The following is a 19,701-nucleotide window of genomic DNA, read 5'->3' as shown; positions in this document are numbered from 1 at the left end:
GCGGCGATCGGCTCGGGAAGCACGTCGTCGGCGGGGTCGTGGAACCGTTCGCGGAGGTGGTCGACACCGGCCCGCGAGGGCAGCAGCGGGACGTCGTGGGTGGCACGGGGGCCGGTGGTGGCCAGCCAGGTCATCAGCTCGGACTCGACCTGGCGCAGGGTCTGCTCCAGCTCGCGGTCGCGAGCGGCGTCGTGGGAGACGATGTACTCCTTCAGCGTGGCGGTGACCCGGGAGCGCTGGGTGAGCACCCGGTCGAGCCCGTCGCGGACCAGCCGGACCGTGCCCCGCAGCTCGGCACGATCGGCCTCGCCGAGGATGCGGTCGGAGAGCGGGTGGTCGAGGAGTGCGGTGAGATCCTCGCGGAGCTGGGTGACCAGGGCGTCGTCCCGGAGCAACGCGAAGGCACCCTCGAACGCGCGGCCCTCGTGGGTGGCGGTCATCAGCCGGTCGGCCCGGGCGAGGTAGTCGTCGATCACGTCACCTGCGGGTCGGTCCTCGGCGCGGAAGGCGGCCAGGATCTCGGCCCGGATCGTCGCGAACCGTTCCTCGACGCGGGCGAAGTCACTGGGCAGCGCCGAGATCAGCGACAGCAGCTCGGTGAAGCCCTCGAGCATGTAGTCCTCGGTGGCGCTGACCATCTCGGCGCCGTCGACGAGCCGGTCCCGCTCGAGCTGGAGCCGGGCGATCTCCTCGTTGAGCAGGGTCACCCGCGTGGTGCGGTCGGGGTTGGCGTCGGCGTTGAACCGGCGCACGCTGCCGACGATCGTGGCGATGCGGTGCTCGCTGAGCGTGGCCCGGTCACGGGTCAGGTTCTTGACCAGCTCGAGCGCCTGCTGGGCGTGGGAGGTGAGCGTGTAGACCTCGGTGCCGCGCTCGTCGAGGGCCCGCACCAGCCACTGCCCCCGCATCCACTTCTGGCACAGGTCACGACCGCTGCCCTCGGGCACCTGCCCCTCACCGGTCGACCGGATCCGCGCGAGGTGCTCCTCGACCTGGGTGTGCAGGCGCGCGGTCGGGATCGGCTTGTTGTTGCGACCGAACGCGGCCCGGAAGATCGTGATCACCACCGGCGCCTGGCGCTGGTGCAGCAGGGTCAGTGTGGGCTGGCTGAAGGCGCCCTTGACCCGGGCCAGCTCACCGGCGATCTCACTCATCCCCACACCTCCAGACTGCGTTCGTCGTACCGACCGGAGCGCAAGCATTCCAGAGGGGTAGGACCGTCCTGCCGCCAGGGAGCGCGTGGGTCAGGGTCACTCGACCCCGGGGACGATCCGCACCTCACGTCGCACGCCACCGTCGAGCACCGCCAGCGCCGCCTGGTACGCCGAGCTGTCGTGCGCCGCCTGCGCCTGCTCGACCGAGTCGAACTGAATGATCACCACCCGGCCCTCACGGGCGTCCTCCCAGGTGTGCGCGGACTGGTCCCTGGCCAGGTAGGTGCCGCCGGCCTCGGTCAGGAGAGGCCCGGCGATTGCGGCGTACGCGGCCATCTTCTCGGGATCGAGGATCTCGTTGTAGGTGCTGATCCAGTAGGCAGTCATGGATCCATTCTCCCTCAGGTGCGGACCGGGTCGGACACGTCCCACGTCTCCCGGATGAACGCGAGCATCCGGGCGGCCGGTGGAGCCGGCTCGTGGTCGGTGCGCCAGGGCAGGCCCACGGTCCGGTGGGCGCTCGGCGAACGCAGGGCAAGGCACGGGTCACGATCGTTCGGAAGCCGAAGCCGACCGGCGTGGTGATGAACTCGTCACCCGCCAGCTCGGTGCTTCTTCTGCCGGCACGGTCTGGCCAGCGGGTGGAGCGGGGTGGCCGCGCTGAGCGGCGGGTTGCTGGTGGTCGCCGGCCTGCTGATCGTGGCCCTGCGCCGGACCCGGCCGCCGGCGCAGGCACCGTCACAGAGCCTGCTCGCTTCCTGACAGGCGGTGGAGGTCAGGACGCGAAGGTCCACCTGCCCGAGCCGATGCGGAACTGGGTGACCCCGTCCTTGGTGCCCAGGCGCACGGCGGAGGCGTCCTTCTCCCCGGTGACCTCGTAGGTGACGCCCGCCGGCAGCGAGACGACTGCGGAGACGTTCACCGGGATCTCGGTCGTCAAGCTCAGCCCGTCGTCAGTGCGCGACCACTGCGAGGAAACCGTGCCGCGTTGCGTCGAGCGGGTGCCGGAGGCGTGCGTCAGACCCGTCGCCGGCACCGAGATGGCGACCTCGGCCGCGCCCGGTGCGGTGATCGCGATCCCGAGAACCGACTCGAGGAGGTCGACCGCCGAGCGTGACCCCCAGCCGTGCGACGCGCTGTTGGCGGAACCGCTGAGCTCCCACGACTCAGGGGTGAAGGTGCCGCCGTCGGCGAGCCAGCCCGCCCAGCCGTAGTCATCCTCGTTGGTGAGCAGGTGCAGCAGCCCCTCCTCGGCACCGGAGTCGGCGAGCGCCTCGACCAGCAGGTGCGCGGTCATCGGCCCCTGCTTCATCCCGAGTGATGCCAGGTGGTCGCCCAACGCGGCCCGGTCCTCCGCCGGGGCGATGCCCAGCGCGACGGCGTACGACGTCGAGTGCTGCCCGGCGTGCGGGCTCTGCGAACCGTCGGCCAGCAACCCGTCGACATAGACGCCGTCGGGACGACGCAGCGTCGCGTTCATCCGCGCGGCCAGGGCGTCGGCGTCGACGCGATAGCCGTGCACCTCGGCTGCGGGTCGCCCCACTGCCTCGGCGACGAGCGCGACCTTGCGGAGCACGTCCACGCCGAGCGCGTTCACCGTGGTGCGTGCCGTGGCGGTCATGTCGTAGTCGAAGCGCCCGTGGGCCGGCCAGTCGACGATGCCGAACTTGTACTGCCCGCTGCCGCCGGTCAGCTCGGTGACCAGCCCGCTCGTGGGGCCGGACGTCGCGGTGTGCCGGCGGATGTAGCCGGCCGTGGCGGCGAGACTGTCGTAGGTGTCTTCGAGCAGGTCGCGGTCGCCGGACTCGAGGTAGTACTGCCAGATCCAGTCGGGCACGACCTCGGTGAAGTCGGGGATGTCCCGCTTGCCGTCCCCGTTGGGATAGACCGCGTTGTAGCGACCACTGTCGTCGCCGGTGGTCCAGTAGCGCTCCTGGCTGAGCATGAACTCGCGGATCGCCTGCCGGGTCATCACCCGTTCGTTCTCGGTGGCCATCAGGCCGACGGAGATGTTCACGGTGTCGTGCAGGAACTGCCCCTGCTCACGCGTCGGGGTGTCCACGAACGTCTCCTGCACCGAGTACTCCAGCGACCGGTCCATCAGGTCCCAGACAGCGTTGAGCGTGGGGTCGGAGGTGGTGAACGTCGAGTCGCCACCCTCGGGATAGGCCGTGTGCACGACCGTCGCGCTGACGTCGTCGACGCCGATCTCCTCGCCACTGCCGGGAATCTCCAGGTAGCGGAAGCCGAGGTGTCCGAAGGCCTCGTAGTCCTGGACCCCCGCCTGTTGCGTGTAGGGGAATGACATGTTGGTGCCCTGGGTGTCGGTCGAGGCCGTGGAGACCCGGCCGTCGTCCGCGAGGCCGTAGCTGGCCCGGATGGGAATCACGCGGCCGGCTTCACCAGCGTCGAAGTGGACGCCGGGTCGGGCCGGGATGACGGTGCCGAAGTCGGCCACCGGCGTGCCGTCGTCGGCCACCAGGATCCGCTTCGGGTGCACGACGGACTCGGCCAGCCGGGCCTCCCCTCCGACCAGGTGGGTGAACGGCGCGACCGGGTGGGCCCCGATCACGACCGCGTCCGACCAGGAGCTGTCGTCGTAGCCGACGTGGGTCCAGTCACCGATTGCCTGGGCGGCGACTCCGTCCCGGTGTTCGACGTAGAGCCCTTCCCCGTTGCGGGTTCCGACCAACACGTAGGGCCCGCGGCGCACCTTCCACGACCCGTCGCTGACGATGGTGTGCGTCGACCCGTCGGCGTACTCGAGCACCAGGCGCACCAGCAGGCCCGGCTCGGCGGCCGCTCGGCCCTGGCCGCTGCTGAACCAGTGCAGCATGGCGCCGACGGACAGCTTCTCCCCCGGCGTCACCAGGTCGGTGATGTCAGCCGCCTGGTAGTACCCCTCACCGGGGTAGCCGTAGTTCGACATCCGGTCGGCACGCTCGCCGTCCAGGTAGAGCTCCGCGGTGTGGCTGCCTGCCAGATAGCTGCGGGCTCGAACGAGCTCGCCCGCCGGCACGTCGACCTCGGTGCGCGCCAACGTGTACTCGTCGGCCTCACGAGTGGTCGTGCCCCTCACCCACTGGGTGAGGTCGCCGGCGAAGTCCTCCTCGAAGAGGGTGGTGGCCGCGTCGAGGGAGGTGACCGTGATGTCGTCGAAGTCGGCGACCTCGCCACTCGCTTCGCGGAAGCCGATCGTGCCGGCGGACGAGCCGGTCGCCGACGGGTCCGTCCACGTGTCGATGACCTGACCGTCGATGCTGGTCTCGAAGGTGTGGCCCTCGACGCGAATGCTCAGCTCGTAGGTGACGCCGGTGTCGATGACGTGCGGCACCGTCCGCCGGGCATCCCTGGGAAACGCCCCGTTCACCATGCGGTGCGTCTTGACGGCGTCGTCGCCGGCGTGGAGCTGCCACATGTAGCCGTTGACGCTGTCCGGCGCCCGGAACACGACGGCAGCGGCCCTGGTCACCGGGGTGACCTCCATGGAGATGACGTAGTCGGTCCAGTCGTGCCCCGGCTTCGCGATCGTGACGTCTCCCCCGGTGACACGCCCGCGGCCGTCCACGATGCTCAACGCAGTGGCGTCCGGGTTGCCCGGTGGGCGCCGGATCCATGCGGCGTCACCCCAGTCGCCGTCGTCCAGACCGGTCTCGAAGCTCTCCCATGGTGACCACGGAGAAGGCAGGGCGTCCTTGTCCCAGGTGCGCACTCGCCAGGAGTACCCACTGCCGGGGGCCAGCGGCGCGCCCTCGTAGTCGACGTACGACTGCTGCGACGACTTCACCTTGTCGGTGTCCCAGACGATCGAGCCGTCGGCGTCGCGCACCTCGATCTTGTAGGACGTCTGCACCTCGTTGGCGTCCACGTCCTGGGGCAGCCAGCCGAAGCGTGGTGACAGATCGGTGTTGAGCGCCTCGGCGAGGTCGTCGACGGTGAGGCCGGTCGGCGCGGACGGTCGACTACCGGGAGGCGCGGCGGCGGCAGTCGAGGGCACCGCCGACGGCGCGGCCACCGCGACCGCGGCGACCAGCACCAGGGCAACGCTGCGGAATCTGGAGTGGCGCGGCAGAGCAGTCACTTCTGGGACCTCCGGGTCGATGAGCTGCGTGCGTCCCCATCCGATGAACCCGGATTGAAACGTTGCAACGTCACGCTAGGGGCCCGCGATCGGCGCCACAAGCACATGGCCGGATCCGGCCACGTTCGCCTGGTGCACCGAGTCAGCGTTCGCGTGCTCATCGGGCCCGTGCAGGGGGGTCGCCGATCACCCGTGGCGCAGGTGCGAGAGCACGATGCCGATCGGGATGCTGAGCGCCATCACCAGCAACAGCAGGCGATACCCCCACCGGAGCGGGAGCGGGCCACGGGCCCCGCGGTCGGCGTACAACGCGACGACCAGGGCGCCCACCAGCAGCACCGAACCGAGGTCGACGAGCAACGGCACGTCGACCTGGGTGCCGCCGATCACCAGCGCGTTGCCGCCGTTCCACCCCAGAACCTGCATCCAGCCCCACCGCGCCCATCGGGACGGGTCGTACGACGACCGCACCCTGCCCATCACGTGTTGCGCGACCCCACCGACCAGCACGAGGTAGGCGGCCATCCAGCTGCCGTGGGCCAGGTCGAGGGGACCGGTGGCCGCGGCGACCAGCCCACCGGCCACCACGCACGCGGCCCCGAGCACCGTCAGGACGAGCGCGGGGCCGGGGATCGCCTGGCCGCGGGAGTGGGAAGCGGCGCTCATACCCCAGCAAGGACGGTGAGCAGCACCACGGAGTCGTCGAGGGCGGCCAGGTCGTGGCGTGCCGGAGGGATCATCACGTGCTCCCCCGCCACCAGCTCGGCCGTGTCGTCACCGGCACTGAGCCGCACCCGACCGACCAGCACCTGCAGGGTCGCCTCGCCCGGACTCTCGTGCTCGCCGAGCGCCCGGCCCGCGACCAGGGCGATCAGGGTCTGCCGCAGCGCGTGCTCACGACTGCCGTGGATCGTGTGCGCACTGCGCCCTGCGGACGCCTCGTGGGCGGTGGCCAGGTGCTGGGCGGCAAGCGCGGTCAGAGACGTGGTCTCCATCTGGTGCTCCTGTCAGGAAGGGGGCTCTCATCGAACCGTAGCCCCACCACCCGGGTCGGGTCAGGCCGCGACCAGCTCCTCGTCCTCCCGCCACGCCTCGCCGCGACGCGAGGCGTCGTACCTCGCCGTGTCGAGGATGCCCTCGCGCTTGGCCACCAGTGTCGGCACCAGTGCCTGACCGGCCACGTTGGTCGCCGTCCGGCCCATGTCGAGGATCGGGTCGATGGCCAGCAGCAGGCCCACGCCCTCGAGCGGCAGGCCCAGCGTCGACAGGGTGAGCGTCAGCATCACAGTCGCACCGGTGACGCCGGCGGTGGCCGCCGAGCCGATCACCGAGACGAAGACGATCAGCAGGTAGTCGGTGACGGCCAGGTCCAGGCCGAAGAACTGGGCGACGAAGATCGCCGAGATCGCCGGGTAGATCGAGGCGCAGCCGTCCATCTTGGTGGTCGCCCCGAGCGGAACGGCGAACGAGGCGTAGGCCGACGGCACCCCGAGGTTGCGCTCGGTGACGGACTGGGTCACCGGCATGGTGCCGACCGAGGAACGCGAGACGAACCCCAGCTGGATCGCCGGCCAGGCGCCGGAGAAGAACTGCCTGATCGACAGGCCGTTGGCGCGCAGCAGGATCGGGTAGACCACGAACATCACGAGGGCCAGGCCGAGGTAGATCGCACCGGCGAACGTGCCGAGCGATCCGAGCGCGTCCCAGCCGTAGGACGCAACCGCGTTGCCGAGCAGGCCCACCGTGGCGATCGGGGCTAGCAGGATGACCCACCACAGCACCTTCTGCACGATGGCCAGCGCGGAGCGCACCACGGTCAGGAACGGGTCCGCCGCCTCGCCCACCTTGAGGGTGGCGATGCCGACCGCGATCGCGACCACCAGGATCTGCAGCACGTTGAAGGACAGGCCGATCGACCCGTCGCCGTTCGCGCTCGCCTGGAGCCCGAGCACGTTGGCCGGCACCAGGCCGGTCAGGAAGTCCAGCCACGAGCCGGTCGTACCCGGTGCGGAGGCGGCCGCCTCGGTGACGCTGGTGTGCTTGCCCGGCTCGAGCACCAGGCCGAGCGTGATGCCGATGGAGACCGCGATCAGGGCGGTGATCGCGAACCAAAGCAGCGTCTTCCACGCGAGGCGCGCCGCACCGGTCACCTCGCGCAGGTTGGCGATCGAGGCGACGATCGCGAGGAAGACCAGCGGCGGGACGATGGCGCGGAGCAGGGTGACGAACGTGCTGCCCACCGTGGTCAGCGTCTCCGTCAACCAGTTCGGGTCGACCTCGCCGGTCGCCTGGTCGACACCGTCGGCGCCCATGCTGCGGGCCACGAGCCCGAGGATGACGCCGAGCACCAGCCCGATGAGCACCTGGACCCCGAACGAGGGAAGCCAGCGACGGCGCCTCTCGGGAGTGGCCTCAGGTGCGGGCGGGTTCTGCGTGCTCGAGCTCATGGTTGCCTTTCGCTGCAGCCGTACGGCGCGCCACTGGGCGCGCGCACGACGTCGAGGATGAGGAGGAAGGATCTGGGAGGGAGCACGTCGCACCGACGGCGCGACGGACCCGGCTCACCGTCGACAGCTGCCGAGCTGCAGGCGCACGAGGTCCACGACGAGGCGACGCGTCAGCAGGTCGCCCTCGTTCCTCTTCTCACCGTGCATGTCCGCGTCAACCTGCCGATCGTCTCCGGCATTCCCGATTCGCGGTGTGGTCCGGGTCCCATCGACAGGTTTCCTGCAGATCCGGCCGGGAAGGATCGCGCGCATGAGTCCCGTAGTCGTGATGTGGGTGGTCACCGCAACCTTGCTGGTGATGCTGTGGTTCGGCCGCCAGAACAAGTTCACCACGAGCCCGCTCCACCCGATGATCATCGGGTGGCTGGTGATCATCACCTGCGTCACCGCGGTCTGCGCGGTGGTCGTGACGGTCCGGGCCCGCGTGAGCCAACTGGAGCTGCACGATGCCGTCGCCCTCCCGGCCAGCTCCTACGACGGTTCACTCGACGAGGTCGACATCGCGTGGATCACCCGAGCCGCCGAGAGGGATCTCGGCAAGGCGCTGGACTGGGCCAACGCGACGAGTGGAGAGGACCCCGAGACGGACTCCGGCACCGCTCACTACGAGGTCGCGGTGGGGCGGTACGCCCTCGACGACGAGGGGTACGACGGCCCGCGGGTGTGCGTCACCGTTGACTCGAGGCAGATCTCGGCCAACGAGCCCGGCCTCCAACGAACGCAGGTCAGGGTCGACTCGGGAAGCTGCGCCGCCGACTGATCCCCGGTCGAGAGTCAGGACCTCGCCGCGACCAGCCACAGTCTCGGTCCGATCCACACTTGGACGCTTTCCGTAGAATCTTCAACCAGAAGCCCCGCCCCGAACGACGAGGTCCCTGAAGAGATGTCTGGCAAGCGCCCCGGCAAGTCCCGCACGTCCGGGAAGTCCGGCAAGAACAACGGTCCGAAGACGAGACTCGACCCCGCGGCCGTCGAAGCAGCCGCCGCGAAACGGGAGCGGAGGGCGCGGGCCGCCGCCCTGCGTGAGGAGCAGCAACGCAAGCAGCGGCGCAAGAAGGTGCTGGTCCAGGTCGGCATCCTGGTCGCGGTCGCCGCCACCGTCATCGGAGTGACCATCGCCGTCATGCGGGCCAACGAGCCCGACTACGTCGCGGCCCCGAACGGCTTCGACAAGAGCGGTGACATCACCGTCGGCAACCCGGACGCCCCGGTCACGGTCACCCTGATCGAGGACTTCCAGTGCCCCCACTGCGCCGCGACCCACGCGCAGACCAAGGACCTCCTCGAAGGCTACGCCGAGGGCGACCAGGTGCGGCTCGACTTCCGCCCGATCGCGTTCCTCGACGAGATGTCCTCGACCGAGTACTCCAGCCGTGCGCTCAATGCCGCCGTCTGCGTGGCCGAGGAGAGCCCGGACAACTGGTTCGCCATGCACAACAAGCTCATGGAGGGCCAGCCGGCCGAGGGAGGGTCGGGTCTCTCCGACGACGACCTCGTGGGCCTGGCCACCGCGTCCGGAGCGGACGCCGACACCGTGGGGAAATGCATCGACGACCGCCCCCATGAGGACTGGATCGACTACACGTCCCACCGGGTGACGAAGTCGGACGACTTCGGCGGAACGCCGACGATCATGGTCAACGGCACAGTGGTCGAGGGCACCGCCGAGGCGATCGACTCCGCGGTCAAGGACGCGCTGGCCACGTGAGCGGCGAACCCGCGGTCGGTGGTCGCAACGACGACCCGGAGGACGACGACACCGACCAGCACCTCCGCTGGGGACGCCTGACCAGCATCGGCATGAGCGTGCTGTCGTTCCTCGGACTGGCCGCTGCATTCACCCTCTCGGTCGACAAGGTCAGGCTGCTCGAGGACCCGGGCTTCGAGCCGAGCTGCAACTTCAACCCGGTTCTCTCCTGCGGTTCGGTCATGGCCACCGACCAGGCCGCCGCCTTCGGGTTCCCCAACCCCTTCCTCGGAGTCATCGGGTTCAGCATCATGCTCACGGTCAGCGTGGTGCTGGCGTCCGGCGTACGCCTGCCGCAGTGGATCATGATCGGCGCCGCCACCGGCTCGATCCTCGGCGTCGCCTTCGTCCACTGGCTGATCTTCCAGAGCCTCTACCGCATCGGGGCCCTGTGCCCGTGGTGCATGGTCGTGTGGGGGGTGACCGTGCCACTGGCGCTCTGGTTCACCCTCAAGGCCGCCGACGGTGTACGTCGACTCGCCCGGTCGCTGTGGGAGTGGCGTCTCACGCTGATCGGGCTCTGGTACGTCGCCGTGCTGGTGTTGGTCCTGATCCGCTTCTGGGACTACTGGAGCACGCTCGTCTGAGTCGCGTCCGGGGCCCGCCGCGGCTCAGCGCCAACCGAGACCGGGGGCCACGTCCTCGAGGATCGTGCGCAGCAGGTGGGCGTTGTAGTCGACCCCCAGCTGGTTCGGGACGGTCAGCAACAGCGTGTCAGCCGCAGCGATCGCCTCGTCCTGCGCCAGCTGCTCGACCAGGCGATCGGGCTCCGCGGCGTACGACCGCCCGAAGACGGCGCGCAGCTGCGGCTCGATCTGTCCGATCTGGTCGCGGCTCTCGCCGTCCTGGCCGAAGTAGGCGCGGTCGACGTCGGTCACGATCGGCATGATCGACCGGCTCACCGACACCCTCGGCTCGTGCCCATGACCGGCCTCGCTCCATGCTGCGCGGAACGCCTCGATCTGCTTGCGCTGCTGCACGTGGAACGGCTCACCGGTCTCGTCGGCCTTCAGGGTCGAGCTCATCAGGTGCATGCCCTGCTCCGCCGCCCAGCGTGCGGTCGCGTCGGACGCGGCACCCCACCAGATCCGCTCGCGCAGCCCTTCGGAGTGCGGCTCGACGCGCAGCAGGCCGGGCGGATTGGGGAACATCGGGCGCGGGTTGGGTTCGGCGAAGCCCTCTCCCTCGAGCACCTCGAGGAACACGTCGGTGTGACGCCGTGCCATCTCCGACGCATCGGAGTCCTCCCCCGGTGCGTAGCCGAAGTAGCTCCAGCCGTCGATGACCTGCTCCGGTGATCCGCGGCTGATGCCGAGCTGGAGTCGACCGCCCGCGATCAGGTCCGCCGCACCGGCGTCCTCGGCCATGTAGAGCGGGTTCTCGTAGCGCATGTCGATCACCCCGGTGCCGATCTCGATGCGTTCCGTCTTCGCGCCGATGGCAGCCAGCAGCGGAAACGGCGAGCCCAGCTGGTTGGCGAAGTGGTGCACCCGGAAGTAGGCGCCGTCACCACCCAGCTCCTCGGTCGCGACGGCCAGCTCGATCGACTGGAGCAGGGCGTCCGAGGCGGTGCGCACCCGGGAGTGCGGCGAGTCGGTCCAGTGGCCGAAGTTGAGGAACCCGATCTTCTTCATGCCGTCCTCAACCACGGGCGTGGCCCCTTCTGTTCCCTGAGCGGTGGCGCGGGAGGAGGTCTGCGTCTCATGGCATTGACCAGGACGCCGCCACGCTCTAGTTTTACCTGTTACGCAGTGTCACAGACAATGGAGATCCACATGAGTCGTTTCGCAGACCAGGTCGTGCTCATCACCGGAGGCGCCCGCGGCATCGGGGCAGAGGTCGCGAAGTCCCTGGCCACCAGGGGCGCCAAGGTCGTCATCACCGACCTCGACCAGGAGGCCCTGGCCGAGACGGCCACCGCGATCGGCGACAACGCTCTCGCCGTGGTGGCCGACGTCTGTGACCTGGCCGCCATGCAGGCCGCAGCCGACGCCGCCGTCGAGCGCTTCGGCCGGATCGACGCGGTGGTGGCCAACGCCGGGATCGCCAGCTACGGCTCGGTGATGGCGGTCGACCCTGCGGCCTTCAAGCGGGTGCTGGACATCAACGTGCTGGGCGTCTTCCACACCGCACGGGCCACCGTGCCGGCGCTCGTGGAGTCCCAGGGCTACTTCCTCGTGGTCTCCTCGCTCGCGGCGTTCGCCGCCGCGCCCGGGCTCGCGGCGTACAACGCGAGCAAGGCCGGCGCCGAGCACTTCGCCAACGCACTGCGGCTCGAGCTGGCCCACCAGGGCGTCGACGTCGGTTGTGCCCACATGTCGTGGATCGACACGCCCCTCGTGCAGGACGCCAAGAAGGACCTCACCTCCTTCCATGACATGATCACGAAGATGCCGTACCCGCTGAGCCGGACCACCTCGGTCGACGCCTGTGTGAAGGCCTTCGTGAAGGGCATCGAGAAGCGCCGGCGCCACGTCTACTGCCCCGGCTGGGTGCGCGGCATCGGCCTCAACCGCAACGTGGTCAACTCCGCCGCCGGCAGCAAGCCGGTCCTTAAGTTCGTCCCCGACCTGCTCCCCCGCATGGACGCCGAGGTCGCCGCTCTCGGACGCTCCACCAGCGCTCGCAACCTGGCCAACGCGGAGAGCCCCGCGGCCGCCACCGACCCGAAGGACTGACCGTGACCGAAGCAACCCACCTCGAAGTCCTCATCGTCGGCGCCGGGCTCTCCGGCATCGATGCCGCCGTCCACATCAGCCGGGCCTTCCCGGCGAAGAACTACGCCCTCCTCGAGCAGCGCGACGAGCTCGGCGGCACCTGGAGCCTGTTCACCTACCCCGGCATCCGCTCCGACTCCGACATGTACACCCTCGGCTTCGGCTTCCGCCCCTGGGACGGCAGGAACGCGATCGCCGACGGCGCCGACATCCTGCGCTACCTGCGCGAGACCGCGACCGAGTACGGCGTCGACAAGCGGATCCGCTACCACCGCAAGGCAACGGGCTTCGCGTGGTCCGACGAGGACGGGTTCTGGACCGTCACCGTCGAGAACACTGCGACCGGGGAGACCGAGACGCTGACCGCCGACTTCCTGGTCTCGACCAGCGGCTACTACAACTACGAGGCCGGCTACACGCCGCAGTGGGAGGGGCTCGACGACTACCGTGGCCGACTCGTGCACCCCCAGCACTGGCCCGAGGACCTCGACTACACCGGCAAGCGCGTGGTCGTGGTCGGCAGCGGCGCCACGGCCGTGACGCTGATCCCGTCGATGGCCCGCGACGCCGGACACATCACGATGCTGCAGCGCACGCCGACCTACATCGTCAGCCAGCCCCGGGTCGACCCGATCGCCCAGACGCTCAAGAGGACGCTGCCCCGCTCACTGGCCGCGCGGGCGATCCACGCCCGCTACGCCGCGGTCACGATCGGCTTCTACGAGTTCTGCCGACGCAGCCCCAAGGCCGCGAAGGCGCTGCTCAAGCGCTGGGCCAGGCTGCACCTGCCCGACGACTTCGACTACGACACCCACCTCACGCCGCCGTACGACCCGTGGGACCAGCGCCTGTGCGTGATCCCGGGAGCCGACCTGTTCAAGGCGATCCACAGCCACAAGGTCGACGTCGTCACCGACCACATCGAGACGTTCACCGAGACGGGCATCCGGCTGAGGTCCGGCCGGGAGCTGGAGGCCGACATCGTGGTCACCGCCACGGGCCTCGACGTGATCCCGATGGGTGGCGCGTCGATCGAGGTCAACGGTGACAAGGTCGACCTCGGCACGACCTTCACCTACAAGGCGATGATGCTCAGCGGCATCCCCAACTTCGCCTTCATCGTGGGCTACACCAACGCCTCGTGGACGCTGAAGGCCGACCTCGTGTGCGAGTACGTCGTACGCCTTCTCGAGCACATGGACCAGCACAACCTGAAGGTGGCCACCCCACGACTCGACGAGGGCCTCGAACCCGCTCCCCTGCTGGACCTCGAGTCGGGCTACCTCCAGCGCGCGGCCGGCCGACTGCCGATCGCCGGGGACCGGGATCCGTGGCGCCTGAAGCACAACTGGTACTTCGACAAGAAGTTCCTGCGAGGGAGCAAGGTCGATGACGGGGTGATGGAGTTCGCCGGCTGACGGCGCACTCCGGTGCCGTGTGTCGCTGCCCCGTCAGCGCAGGACCTTCTCCATCGCCTTGCCCTTGGCCAGCTCATCGACGAGCTTGTCGAGGTAGCGGATCTTCTGCATCAGCGGGTCCTCGATGTCCTGCACCTTGACGCCGCAGACCACCCCGGTGATCAGTGGTGCGTTCGGGTTGATCCGCGCCCGGTCGAAGAACTCCTCGAAGGTGGTCTCCTCGGCCAGGTGCCGGGCGATCGCCGCGTCGTCGTACCCGGTGAGCCACTCGATCACCTCGTGCAGCTCGGCCTTCGTTCGGCCCTTCTTCTCCAGCTTCGTCACGTAGTGCGGATAGACGGAGGCGAAGCTGACGGTGAAGATGCGATGACCCATGGTCACAGGCTAGAGGAGCCCGGCCGGGTCAGGCGGTGGCGCCTTCCCGTTCGCTCGCCAGGGTCAGCGCGATGTCGACGATCATGTCCTCCTGACCGCCCACCAGGCCGCGCTTGCCGACCTCGAGCAGGATGTCGCGGACGTCGATCCCGTAGCGCTGCGACGCCGTCTCGGCGTGACGCAGGAAGCTGGAGTAGACCCCGGCGTACCCGAGGGTGAGGGTCTCGCGGTCGACCCGGACCGGCCGATCCTGGAGCGGCCGCACGATGTCGTCGGCCGCGTCCTGCAGGGCGAACAGGTCACAACCGTGCTCCCAGCCCTGCAGGTCGGCAACCGCGATGAACGGCTCGATCGGCGCGTTGCCGGCGCCGGCGCCGTGACCGGCGAGCGAGGCGTCGACCCGGGTCACGCCGGACTCGACGGCCACCACGGAGTTGGCCACGGAGAGCGAGAGGTTCTCGTGCGCGTGGATGCCGATCTCGGTCTCCGGGTCGAGGACGTCACGGTAGGCGGTGACACGGTCGCGGACGCCGTTCATGGTGAGCCGGCCGCCCGAGTCGGTGACGTAGACACAGTGGGCGCCGTAGGACTCCATCAGCTTGGCCTGCTTGGCCAGCTCGTCGGCGGGCGCCAGGTGGCTCATCATCAGGAAGCCGGAGACGTCCATGCCGATCTCGCGGGCGGTCGCGATGTGCTGGGCCGACACGTCGGCCTCGGTGCAGTGGGTGGCCACGCGCACCGAGCGGACACCCAGTCCGTAGGCGTGCTTGAGCTCCTCGATGGTGCCGACGCCGGGGAGCAACAACGTGGTCAGCTTCGCCTTCGAGATGTTCTGCGCCGCGGCCTCGATCCACTCCCAGTCGCTGTGCGACCCGGGACCGTAGATCAGCGAGCCACCGGCCAGTCCGTCGCCGTGGGCGACCTCGATCGCATCGACACCGGCAGCGTCGAGCGCACGGACGATGCGACCGACGTTCTCGGGTGTGATCCGGTGTCGGACGGCGTGCATGCCGTCGCGCAGGGTGACGTCCTGGATGTAGAGCTTGGTCATGCGGGCACCTCCGTGCGGGCAGCAGCAGTCCGGTCACTCGTCCCGGGCGTGCTCTGGGCTGTGTTCTGGGCGAGACGCTCGGCGGTGCGCAGGGCGGCCGAGGTCATGATGTCGAGGTTCCCGGCGTACGCCGGCAGGTAGTGCGCGGCACCCTCGACCTCGAGGAAGACCGAGACCTGGTGGGTGACCCGGGCGTCACCGGCCAGGGTGTGCACCGGCTGGTCCTCCGGAACGGGCGTGATCTGCACGGTCTGCTTGAGGCGGTAGCCGGGCACGTAGGCCGCCACGTCGGCGACCATCTCCTCGATCGAGGCGCGCACCTTGTCGTGGGTCGACTCGTCGGCGTCGCCGATCAGTGCGAAGACGGTGTCACGCATGATCAACGGGGGCTCGGCCGGGTTGAGGATGATCACCGCCTTGCCCCGCGTGGCACCACCGACGGCCTCGATGGCCTGCGAGGTGGTCTCGGTGAACTCGTCGATGTTCGCTCGCGTGCCGGGGCCGGCCGACTTCGACGCGATCGAGGCCACGATCTCGGCGTACGGCACCGAGGTGACCCGCGAGATCGCTGCCACGATGGGGATCGTGGCCTGTCCCCCGCAGGTGACCATGTTGACGTTGGTCGCCCGCTCGTTCTGGTCGAGATTCACCGCGGGCACGACGAACGGGCCGATCGCGGCGGGGGTGAGGTCGACCATCGTGACGCCGTACGGCGCGAGCTTGGCGGCGTTGGCCACGTGTGCCTTCGCCGAGGTGGCATCGAAGACGACGCCGATCTCGTCGAACCCCTCCATCGCGATCAGGCCGTCGACGCCTTCGTGCGTGGTGGGCACCTTGAACCGGCGCGCCCGCGCGAGACCGTCGGACTCGGGGTCGATGCCGACCATCGCGCCCATCTCGAGGGTGTCGGAGAGCCGCAGCACCTTGATCATCAGGTCGGTGCCGATGTTGCCCGAGCCGATGATGGCGACCTTGGTCTTCGTGTTCATGCCTTGAGCCCTTCGTTGACGGAGCCGGAGTGGGAGCCGGAGAAGTTGGCGGTGACGCTGCCGAGCCCACTGATCTCGGCGGTGACGGTGGAGCCGGCAACGACCGGGGCCATCGGGCCGAGCGCGCCGGAGAGCACGATGTGGCCCGCCCGCAGGGGCGTCCCGACCTCGCGAGCGGTGCGGGCAAGCCAGGACAGTGCGGCCAACGGGTCGCCGAGGCAGGCGGCGCCGTTGCCGGTGGAGACCACCTCGCCGTCGATGCTCATCGTCATCTCGGCCTCGACCGGCTCGAAGTCGCTCAGCGGCACCTGTCGGGTACCGAGGGTGTAGAGGCCGCTGGAGGCGTTGTCGGCCACGGTGTCCCCGAACTTGATGTCCCAGCCGGCCACCCGGCTGTCGACGATCTCGATCGCGGCGACGGCGTAGTCGACTGCCTCGCGCACCTGCCGGACGTCGAGGTCACCCTCGACCAGATCCTCGGCGAGCACGAAGGCGATCTCCGCCTCGACCTTGGGCTGGAGGAGTCGCTCGATCGGCACGACCGCCGAGTCGGCGTACCCCATGTCGTCGAAGAGCACACCGAAGTCGGGGCGGTCCACCCCGAGCTGCTGTTGCACGGCGGGCGAGGTCAGGCCGATCTTGTGCCCGACCACGACCGCACCGTCGGCCATGCGGGCGGCGGTCAGTCGCTCCTGCACGGCGTAGGCGAGCGCGACGTCGGCGGCACCGATCAGGTCGCGAACGGGCGGGCACGGAGTCTGGGTGCGGGCGGCCTCGAGCAGGCGCTGCGCCGCCTGGTCGACGGCACGGTCGACGGCTGGAGTGGTGGTCATGCCTCAACGGTGAGGCATGGGCACCCGCCACGACAGGCTTCGGTTCCACTCACCGGAACGTTGAGCAACTCTCGGACGCCCACACCAGCGCGACGCCCCGCCTTCCGATCAGTCGTCGCGCAGCAGCGCGGCCCGGCGGGCCAGGGTCGAGGCGACACCGGCCGCGGCCGCATGCACGGAGCTGGCGTGTGCCTCGGGACGGAACCGTGTGATCGGGCCGGTGACGCTGACCGCTGCGACCGGGCGGTCGTCGGCGTCGAGCACCGGAGCAGCCACGCAGACGATGCCGACCGCGGACTCCTCGTGCTCGAAGGCGACCCCGGCCTCGACGACCCGGTCGAGCTGGCGCCGCAACAGCCCCGGTCCGGTCACGGTCCGGGGCGTACGTCGTTCGAGCGGCGCGCTGAGCACCTCGGCGACGAAGGCCGAGGGGCTGTGCGCGAGGAGTGCCTTGCCGATCGCCGTGCAGTGCACCGGCATCCTCCCGCCCAGACGAGACGGGCTCGAGGCCTGACGGTGACCGCCGATCTTGGCGACGTAGACGACCTCGCGTCCCTCGAGCACACCCAGGTGCACGGTCTCGTGGGTGCGTTCGTAGAGGTCTTCCATGAACGGCGTGGCGACCTCGAGCAGGCCACGCTCGACCGAGGCGCGCATGCCGAGCTCGAAGAGCTTCCCGCCCAGGCGGTAGCCGGTCTCGGTGCGATCCATCAGCCGTGCGGCGACCAGGTCGGCGACGATGCGGTGCGTGGTCCCCTTGGCCAGACCGGTCCGTCGGCTGATCTCGGCCAGCCGCAGCTCGTGGTCGTCGACCTCGAAGGCCGAGAGCACCGCGACCACCTTCCCGAGCACCGAGTCGGTGTCGAGAGGCGGTCGCGGTGCTGAGGTCACGACAGCGAAGTTACCGGCTCCGCGACCGATCCGGCGCTGGACCCGGCGCTGGACCCGGCGTGCCGAGGTTCCGGCGCCGGTGCCGCGGCCGGCTTGTCGCTCTGACCGAGCCGTGCGGTGCTGCTCTCCTTGGTGAGCCACACGGCCACCGCGCTGGCCAGCGCGGTCCCGATGACGAGCAGCACGACGTACGTCGGCCGTCCCCCACCCGAGGCGAGCAGTGAGGCCGCGACGACCGGACCGAAACCGGCACCAACGGTGGTCGAGAGCTGGTAGCCCAGGGAGGCCCCGGTGTAGCGGGCGCGCGTGCCGAACATCTCGGTGACGAACGCCGCGAGCGGGCCGTACATGGCGGCCTGCAGGATCGGGTTGCCGAGCACGAAGCCGGCCAGCAGCAGCCACCAGTTGCCACTGGAGAGCAGGGCGAACAGCGGCCAGGCGAGCACCGCGGTGGCCAGCGCGCCGCCGATCATCACCGGCCGACGTCCGACCCGGTCAGAGAGCAGGGCGAAGGCGGGAATGGTGAAGATGTGCACGAACGCGGCGATCGCCGCGGCGGTCAGCGCGGCACCACGGGAGTGGCCCTCACCGATCGCGTAGCCGATGGCGAAGGTGGCCAGCAGGGACTGGAGCAGGAAGGCGGCAAGTCCGGCGGCCAGCGCCAGCAGCACGTGGTGCGGGTGGCTGCGCAGCACCTCGGCGAGCGGGGTGCGCTTCTTCTCGGTCGTGGTCGTGGCCGCCTTCTCCTGGGCCTCGAGGAAGAGCGGGGACTCGGTGACCTGGAGCCGGATGAACAGGCCGATGCCGACCAGCACGAAGCTGAGCAGGAACGGCAGACGCCAACCCCAGCTGAGGAATGCAGACTCGGGCAGCAGCGAGAACAGGGCCACCGAGACCGTGGCCAGCACGGCGCCCGAGGGACCGCCCATGTTGGCGAAGCTGGCCGCGAAGCCGCGCTTGTCGTCCTCGGAGTGCTCCAGCGCCATCAACGCGGCGCCTCCCCACTCGCCCCCGACCGCGATGCCCTGCACGACGCGCAGCAGGGTCAGCAGGATCGGAGCGGCAACGCCGATCGAGGCGTACGTCGGCAGCAGGCCGACCAGGCAGGAGGCCAGACCCATCAGGCTCATCGTCACGACCAGCGTCGACTTGCGTCCGAACCGGTCGCCGAAGTGGCCGAACACCACACCCCCGACGGGGCGGGCCACGTAGCCAGCGGCAAGGGTGGCCAGGGCCAGGATCCGCCCGGTGGTCGGGTCCAGGCCGGAGAAGAACACCTCACCGAAGACCAGGGTGGCCACGAGGCCGTAGAGCAGGAAGTCGTAGAACTCGATGGTGCTGCCGAGATAGCTGGAGAGCAGCACCCGGCGACGGGTTCTCCTGCTGCTCGGCGAGACGGTGCGGGTCATGACGGTGCCTCCGTGGATCGCGATGCGTGTATTTAACGCTCGTCAGTGTGTAGACTGTGCATAACAGTGAGGGCGGTCACAGGGCCCTGTCAAGACCTCTGCTCCACAAATCGCGATTCGGACGCGGCTAGGGTGGCCGACATGAGCAGCAAAACCGAGGGCGCGACGACGGCCTCCCGCAACGTGGGTTCCCAGACCTTGGCGCGCGGCCTCCGAGCCCTCGAGATCGTGGCGAACAGTCCGCACGGCGTCACCATCCAGGACGTCGCGAACCAGCTCGAGGTGCACCGCACGATCGCCTACCGCATGCTGGCCACCCTCACCGACTTCCGCCTCGCCGCGCGCTCCGCCGACGGTCGCTACCGTGCCGGCGCCGGCCTGACCGCTCTGGCCCAAGGGGTGCAGGGCGGACTCCGCGAGGCCGCCGAGCCGCTGCTCCGCGAGCTGGCCGCGCAGGTGGAGGCAACCGTGTCGCTGCTGGTCGAAGAGGGCGACGAGGCCGTGGCGGTCGCGGTCGTCGAGCCACCGC

At 69.7% G+C, this 19,701-nt stretch carries 19 protein-coding genes; 6 read left to right on the top strand and 13 right to left on the bottom strand.

Annotated features, from left to right (window positions below; genetic code table 11):
* The 6 genes from NJ4_RS09325 to NJ4_RS09300 form a co-directional block, all read right to left on the bottom strand.
* Positions 1-1,154: DUF3375 family protein (locus NJ4_RS09325; RefSeq protein WP_067433496.1), on the bottom strand; the 1,154-nt coding region annotated here is incomplete at its 3' end.
* A gap of 96 nt (positions 1,155-1,250) precedes the next feature.
* Positions 1,251-1,541, bottom strand: a complete 291-nt coding sequence (locus tag NJ4_RS09320) for a DUF1330 domain-containing protein (protein WP_067433493.1) — start codon at positions 1,539-1,541, stop codon at positions 1,251-1,253.
* A 388-nt stretch (positions 1,542-1,929) separates the two neighbouring features.
* Complete coding sequence (locus NJ4_RS09315; RefSeq protein ID WP_067433490.1) at positions 1,930-5,235, bottom strand: family 78 glycoside hydrolase catalytic domain; 3,306 nt, start codon at positions 5,233-5,235, stop codon at positions 1,930-1,932.
* A 186-nt stretch (positions 5,236-5,421) separates the two neighbouring features.
* On the bottom strand, positions 5,422-5,901 hold the full coding sequence (locus NJ4_RS09310; RefSeq protein ID WP_067433487.1) for a hypothetical protein: 480 nt from the start codon (positions 5,899-5,901) through the stop codon (positions 5,422-5,424).
* On the bottom strand, positions 5,898-6,230 hold the full coding sequence (locus NJ4_RS09305) for a cupin domain-containing protein (protein ID WP_067433484.1): 333 nt from the start codon (positions 6,228-6,230) through the stop codon (positions 5,898-5,900). The genes NJ4_RS09310 and NJ4_RS09305 overlap by 4 nt, the downstream gene beginning before the upstream one ends.
* Positions 6,231-6,290: 60 nt before the next feature.
* Complete coding sequence (locus NJ4_RS09300; protein ID WP_067433481.1) at positions 6,291-7,682, bottom strand: dicarboxylate/amino acid:cation symporter; 1,392 nt, start codon at positions 7,680-7,682, stop codon at positions 6,291-6,293.
* A gap of 310 nt (positions 7,683-7,992) precedes the next feature.
* Here NJ4_RS09300 and NJ4_RS09295 point away from each other — a divergent pair, with 310 nt between their 5' ends.
* From NJ4_RS09295 to NJ4_RS09285, 3 genes are all read left to right on the top strand, one after another.
* Positions 7,993-8,502, top strand: a complete 510-nt coding sequence (locus tag NJ4_RS09295; RefSeq protein WP_157550993.1) for a hypothetical protein — start codon at positions 7,993-7,995, stop codon at positions 8,500-8,502.
* Positions 8,503-8,625: 123 nt separating this feature from the next.
* The gene (locus NJ4_RS09290; protein WP_067433475.1) at positions 8,626-9,450 is read left to right on the top strand and encodes a DsbA family protein; all 825 of its coding nucleotides are present in this window, start codon (positions 8,626-8,628) and stop codon (positions 9,448-9,450) included.
* Positions 9,447-10,076, top strand: coding sequence for a vitamin K epoxide reductase family protein (locus NJ4_RS09285; protein ID WP_217996812.1), 630 nt, complete (start codon positions 9,447-9,449; stop codon positions 10,074-10,076). Before NJ4_RS09290 ends, NJ4_RS09285 begins: the two co-directional genes overlap by 4 nt.
* 24 nt (positions 10,077-10,100) lie before the next feature.
* Here NJ4_RS09285 and NJ4_RS09280 read toward each other — a convergent pair whose 3' ends face one another.
* Positions 10,101-11,138: an LLM class flavin-dependent oxidoreductase gene (locus NJ4_RS09280; RefSeq protein ID WP_245644515.1), complete on the bottom strand. Its 1,038-nt coding sequence runs from the start codon at positions 11,136-11,138 to the stop codon at positions 10,101-10,103.
* Between the two features lie 126 nt (positions 11,139-11,264).
* Here NJ4_RS09280 and NJ4_RS09275 point away from each other — a divergent pair, with 126 nt between their 5' ends.
* Positions 11,265-12,167 (top strand): SDR family oxidoreductase, encoded by a 903-nt coding sequence (locus NJ4_RS09275; RefSeq protein ID WP_067433472.1) that lies wholly within the window; start codon positions 11,265-11,267, stop codon positions 12,165-12,167.
* Positions 12,168-12,169: 2 nt separating this feature from the next.
* The gene (locus NJ4_RS09270; RefSeq protein WP_169799233.1) at positions 12,170-13,624 is read left to right on the top strand and encodes a flavin-containing monooxygenase; all 1,455 of its coding nucleotides are present in this window, start codon (positions 12,170-12,172) and stop codon (positions 13,622-13,624) included.
* 33 nt (positions 13,625-13,657) lie between these two features.
* Here NJ4_RS09270 and NJ4_RS09265 read toward each other — a convergent pair whose 3' ends face one another.
* The 6 genes from NJ4_RS09265 to NJ4_RS09240 all read right to left on the bottom strand — a co-directional run bounded on the left by NJ4_RS09265 (position 13,658) and on the right by NJ4_RS09240 (position 19,172).
* Complete coding sequence (locus NJ4_RS09265) at positions 13,658-13,999, bottom strand: DUF2200 domain-containing protein (protein ID WP_067433499.1); 342 nt, start codon at positions 13,997-13,999, stop codon at positions 13,658-13,660.
* 28 nt (positions 14,000-14,027) lie between these two features.
* On the bottom strand, positions 14,028-15,050 hold the full coding sequence (gene dmpG / locus NJ4_RS09260) for a 4-hydroxy-2-oxovalerate aldolase (RefSeq protein WP_067433466.1): 1,023 nt from the start codon (positions 15,048-15,050) through the stop codon (positions 14,028-14,030).
* The gene (locus NJ4_RS09255; RefSeq protein ID WP_067433463.1) at positions 15,047-16,039 is read right to left on the bottom strand and encodes an acetaldehyde dehydrogenase (acetylating); all 993 of its coding nucleotides are present in this window, start codon (positions 16,037-16,039) and stop codon (positions 15,047-15,049) included. Before NJ4_RS09255 ends, dmpG begins: the two co-directional genes overlap by 4 nt.
* Positions 16,036-16,872 carry a 2-keto-4-pentenoate hydratase gene (locus tag NJ4_RS09250; protein WP_067433460.1) on the bottom strand — a complete coding sequence of 279 codons (837 nt, stop codon included), beginning with the start codon at positions 16,870-16,872 and terminating at the stop codon, positions 16,036-16,038. The genes NJ4_RS09255 and NJ4_RS09250 overlap by 4 nt, the downstream gene beginning before the upstream one ends.
* A gap of 108 nt (positions 16,873-16,980) precedes the next feature.
* Positions 16,981-17,763 (bottom strand): IclR family transcriptional regulator, encoded by a 783-nt coding sequence (locus tag NJ4_RS09245; protein ID WP_067433457.1) that lies wholly within the window; start codon positions 17,761-17,763, stop codon positions 16,981-16,983.
* Positions 17,760-19,172, bottom strand: coding sequence for an MFS transporter (locus NJ4_RS09240; RefSeq protein ID WP_082748323.1), 1,413 nt, complete (start codon positions 19,170-19,172; stop codon positions 17,760-17,762). The genes NJ4_RS09245 and NJ4_RS09240 overlap by 4 nt, the downstream gene beginning before the upstream one ends.
* 141 nt (positions 19,173-19,313) lie before the next feature.
* On the opposite strand from NJ4_RS09240, the gene NJ4_RS09235 reads away from it, so the two are divergent.
* Positions 19,314-19,701: helix-turn-helix domain-containing protein (locus NJ4_RS09235; protein ID WP_157550991.1), on the top strand; the 388-nt coding region annotated here is incomplete at its 3' end.

It is taken from the genome of Nocardioides jensenii JCM 1364 = NBRC 14755 (assembly GCF_001552535.1).
Lineage (GTDB): Bacteria > Actinomycetota > Actinomycetes > Propionibacteriales > Nocardioidaceae > Nocardioides > Nocardioides jensenii.
Note: the sequence above shows the minus strand (reverse complement) of the source record. Positions and strands in the feature narration are given on the sequence as shown.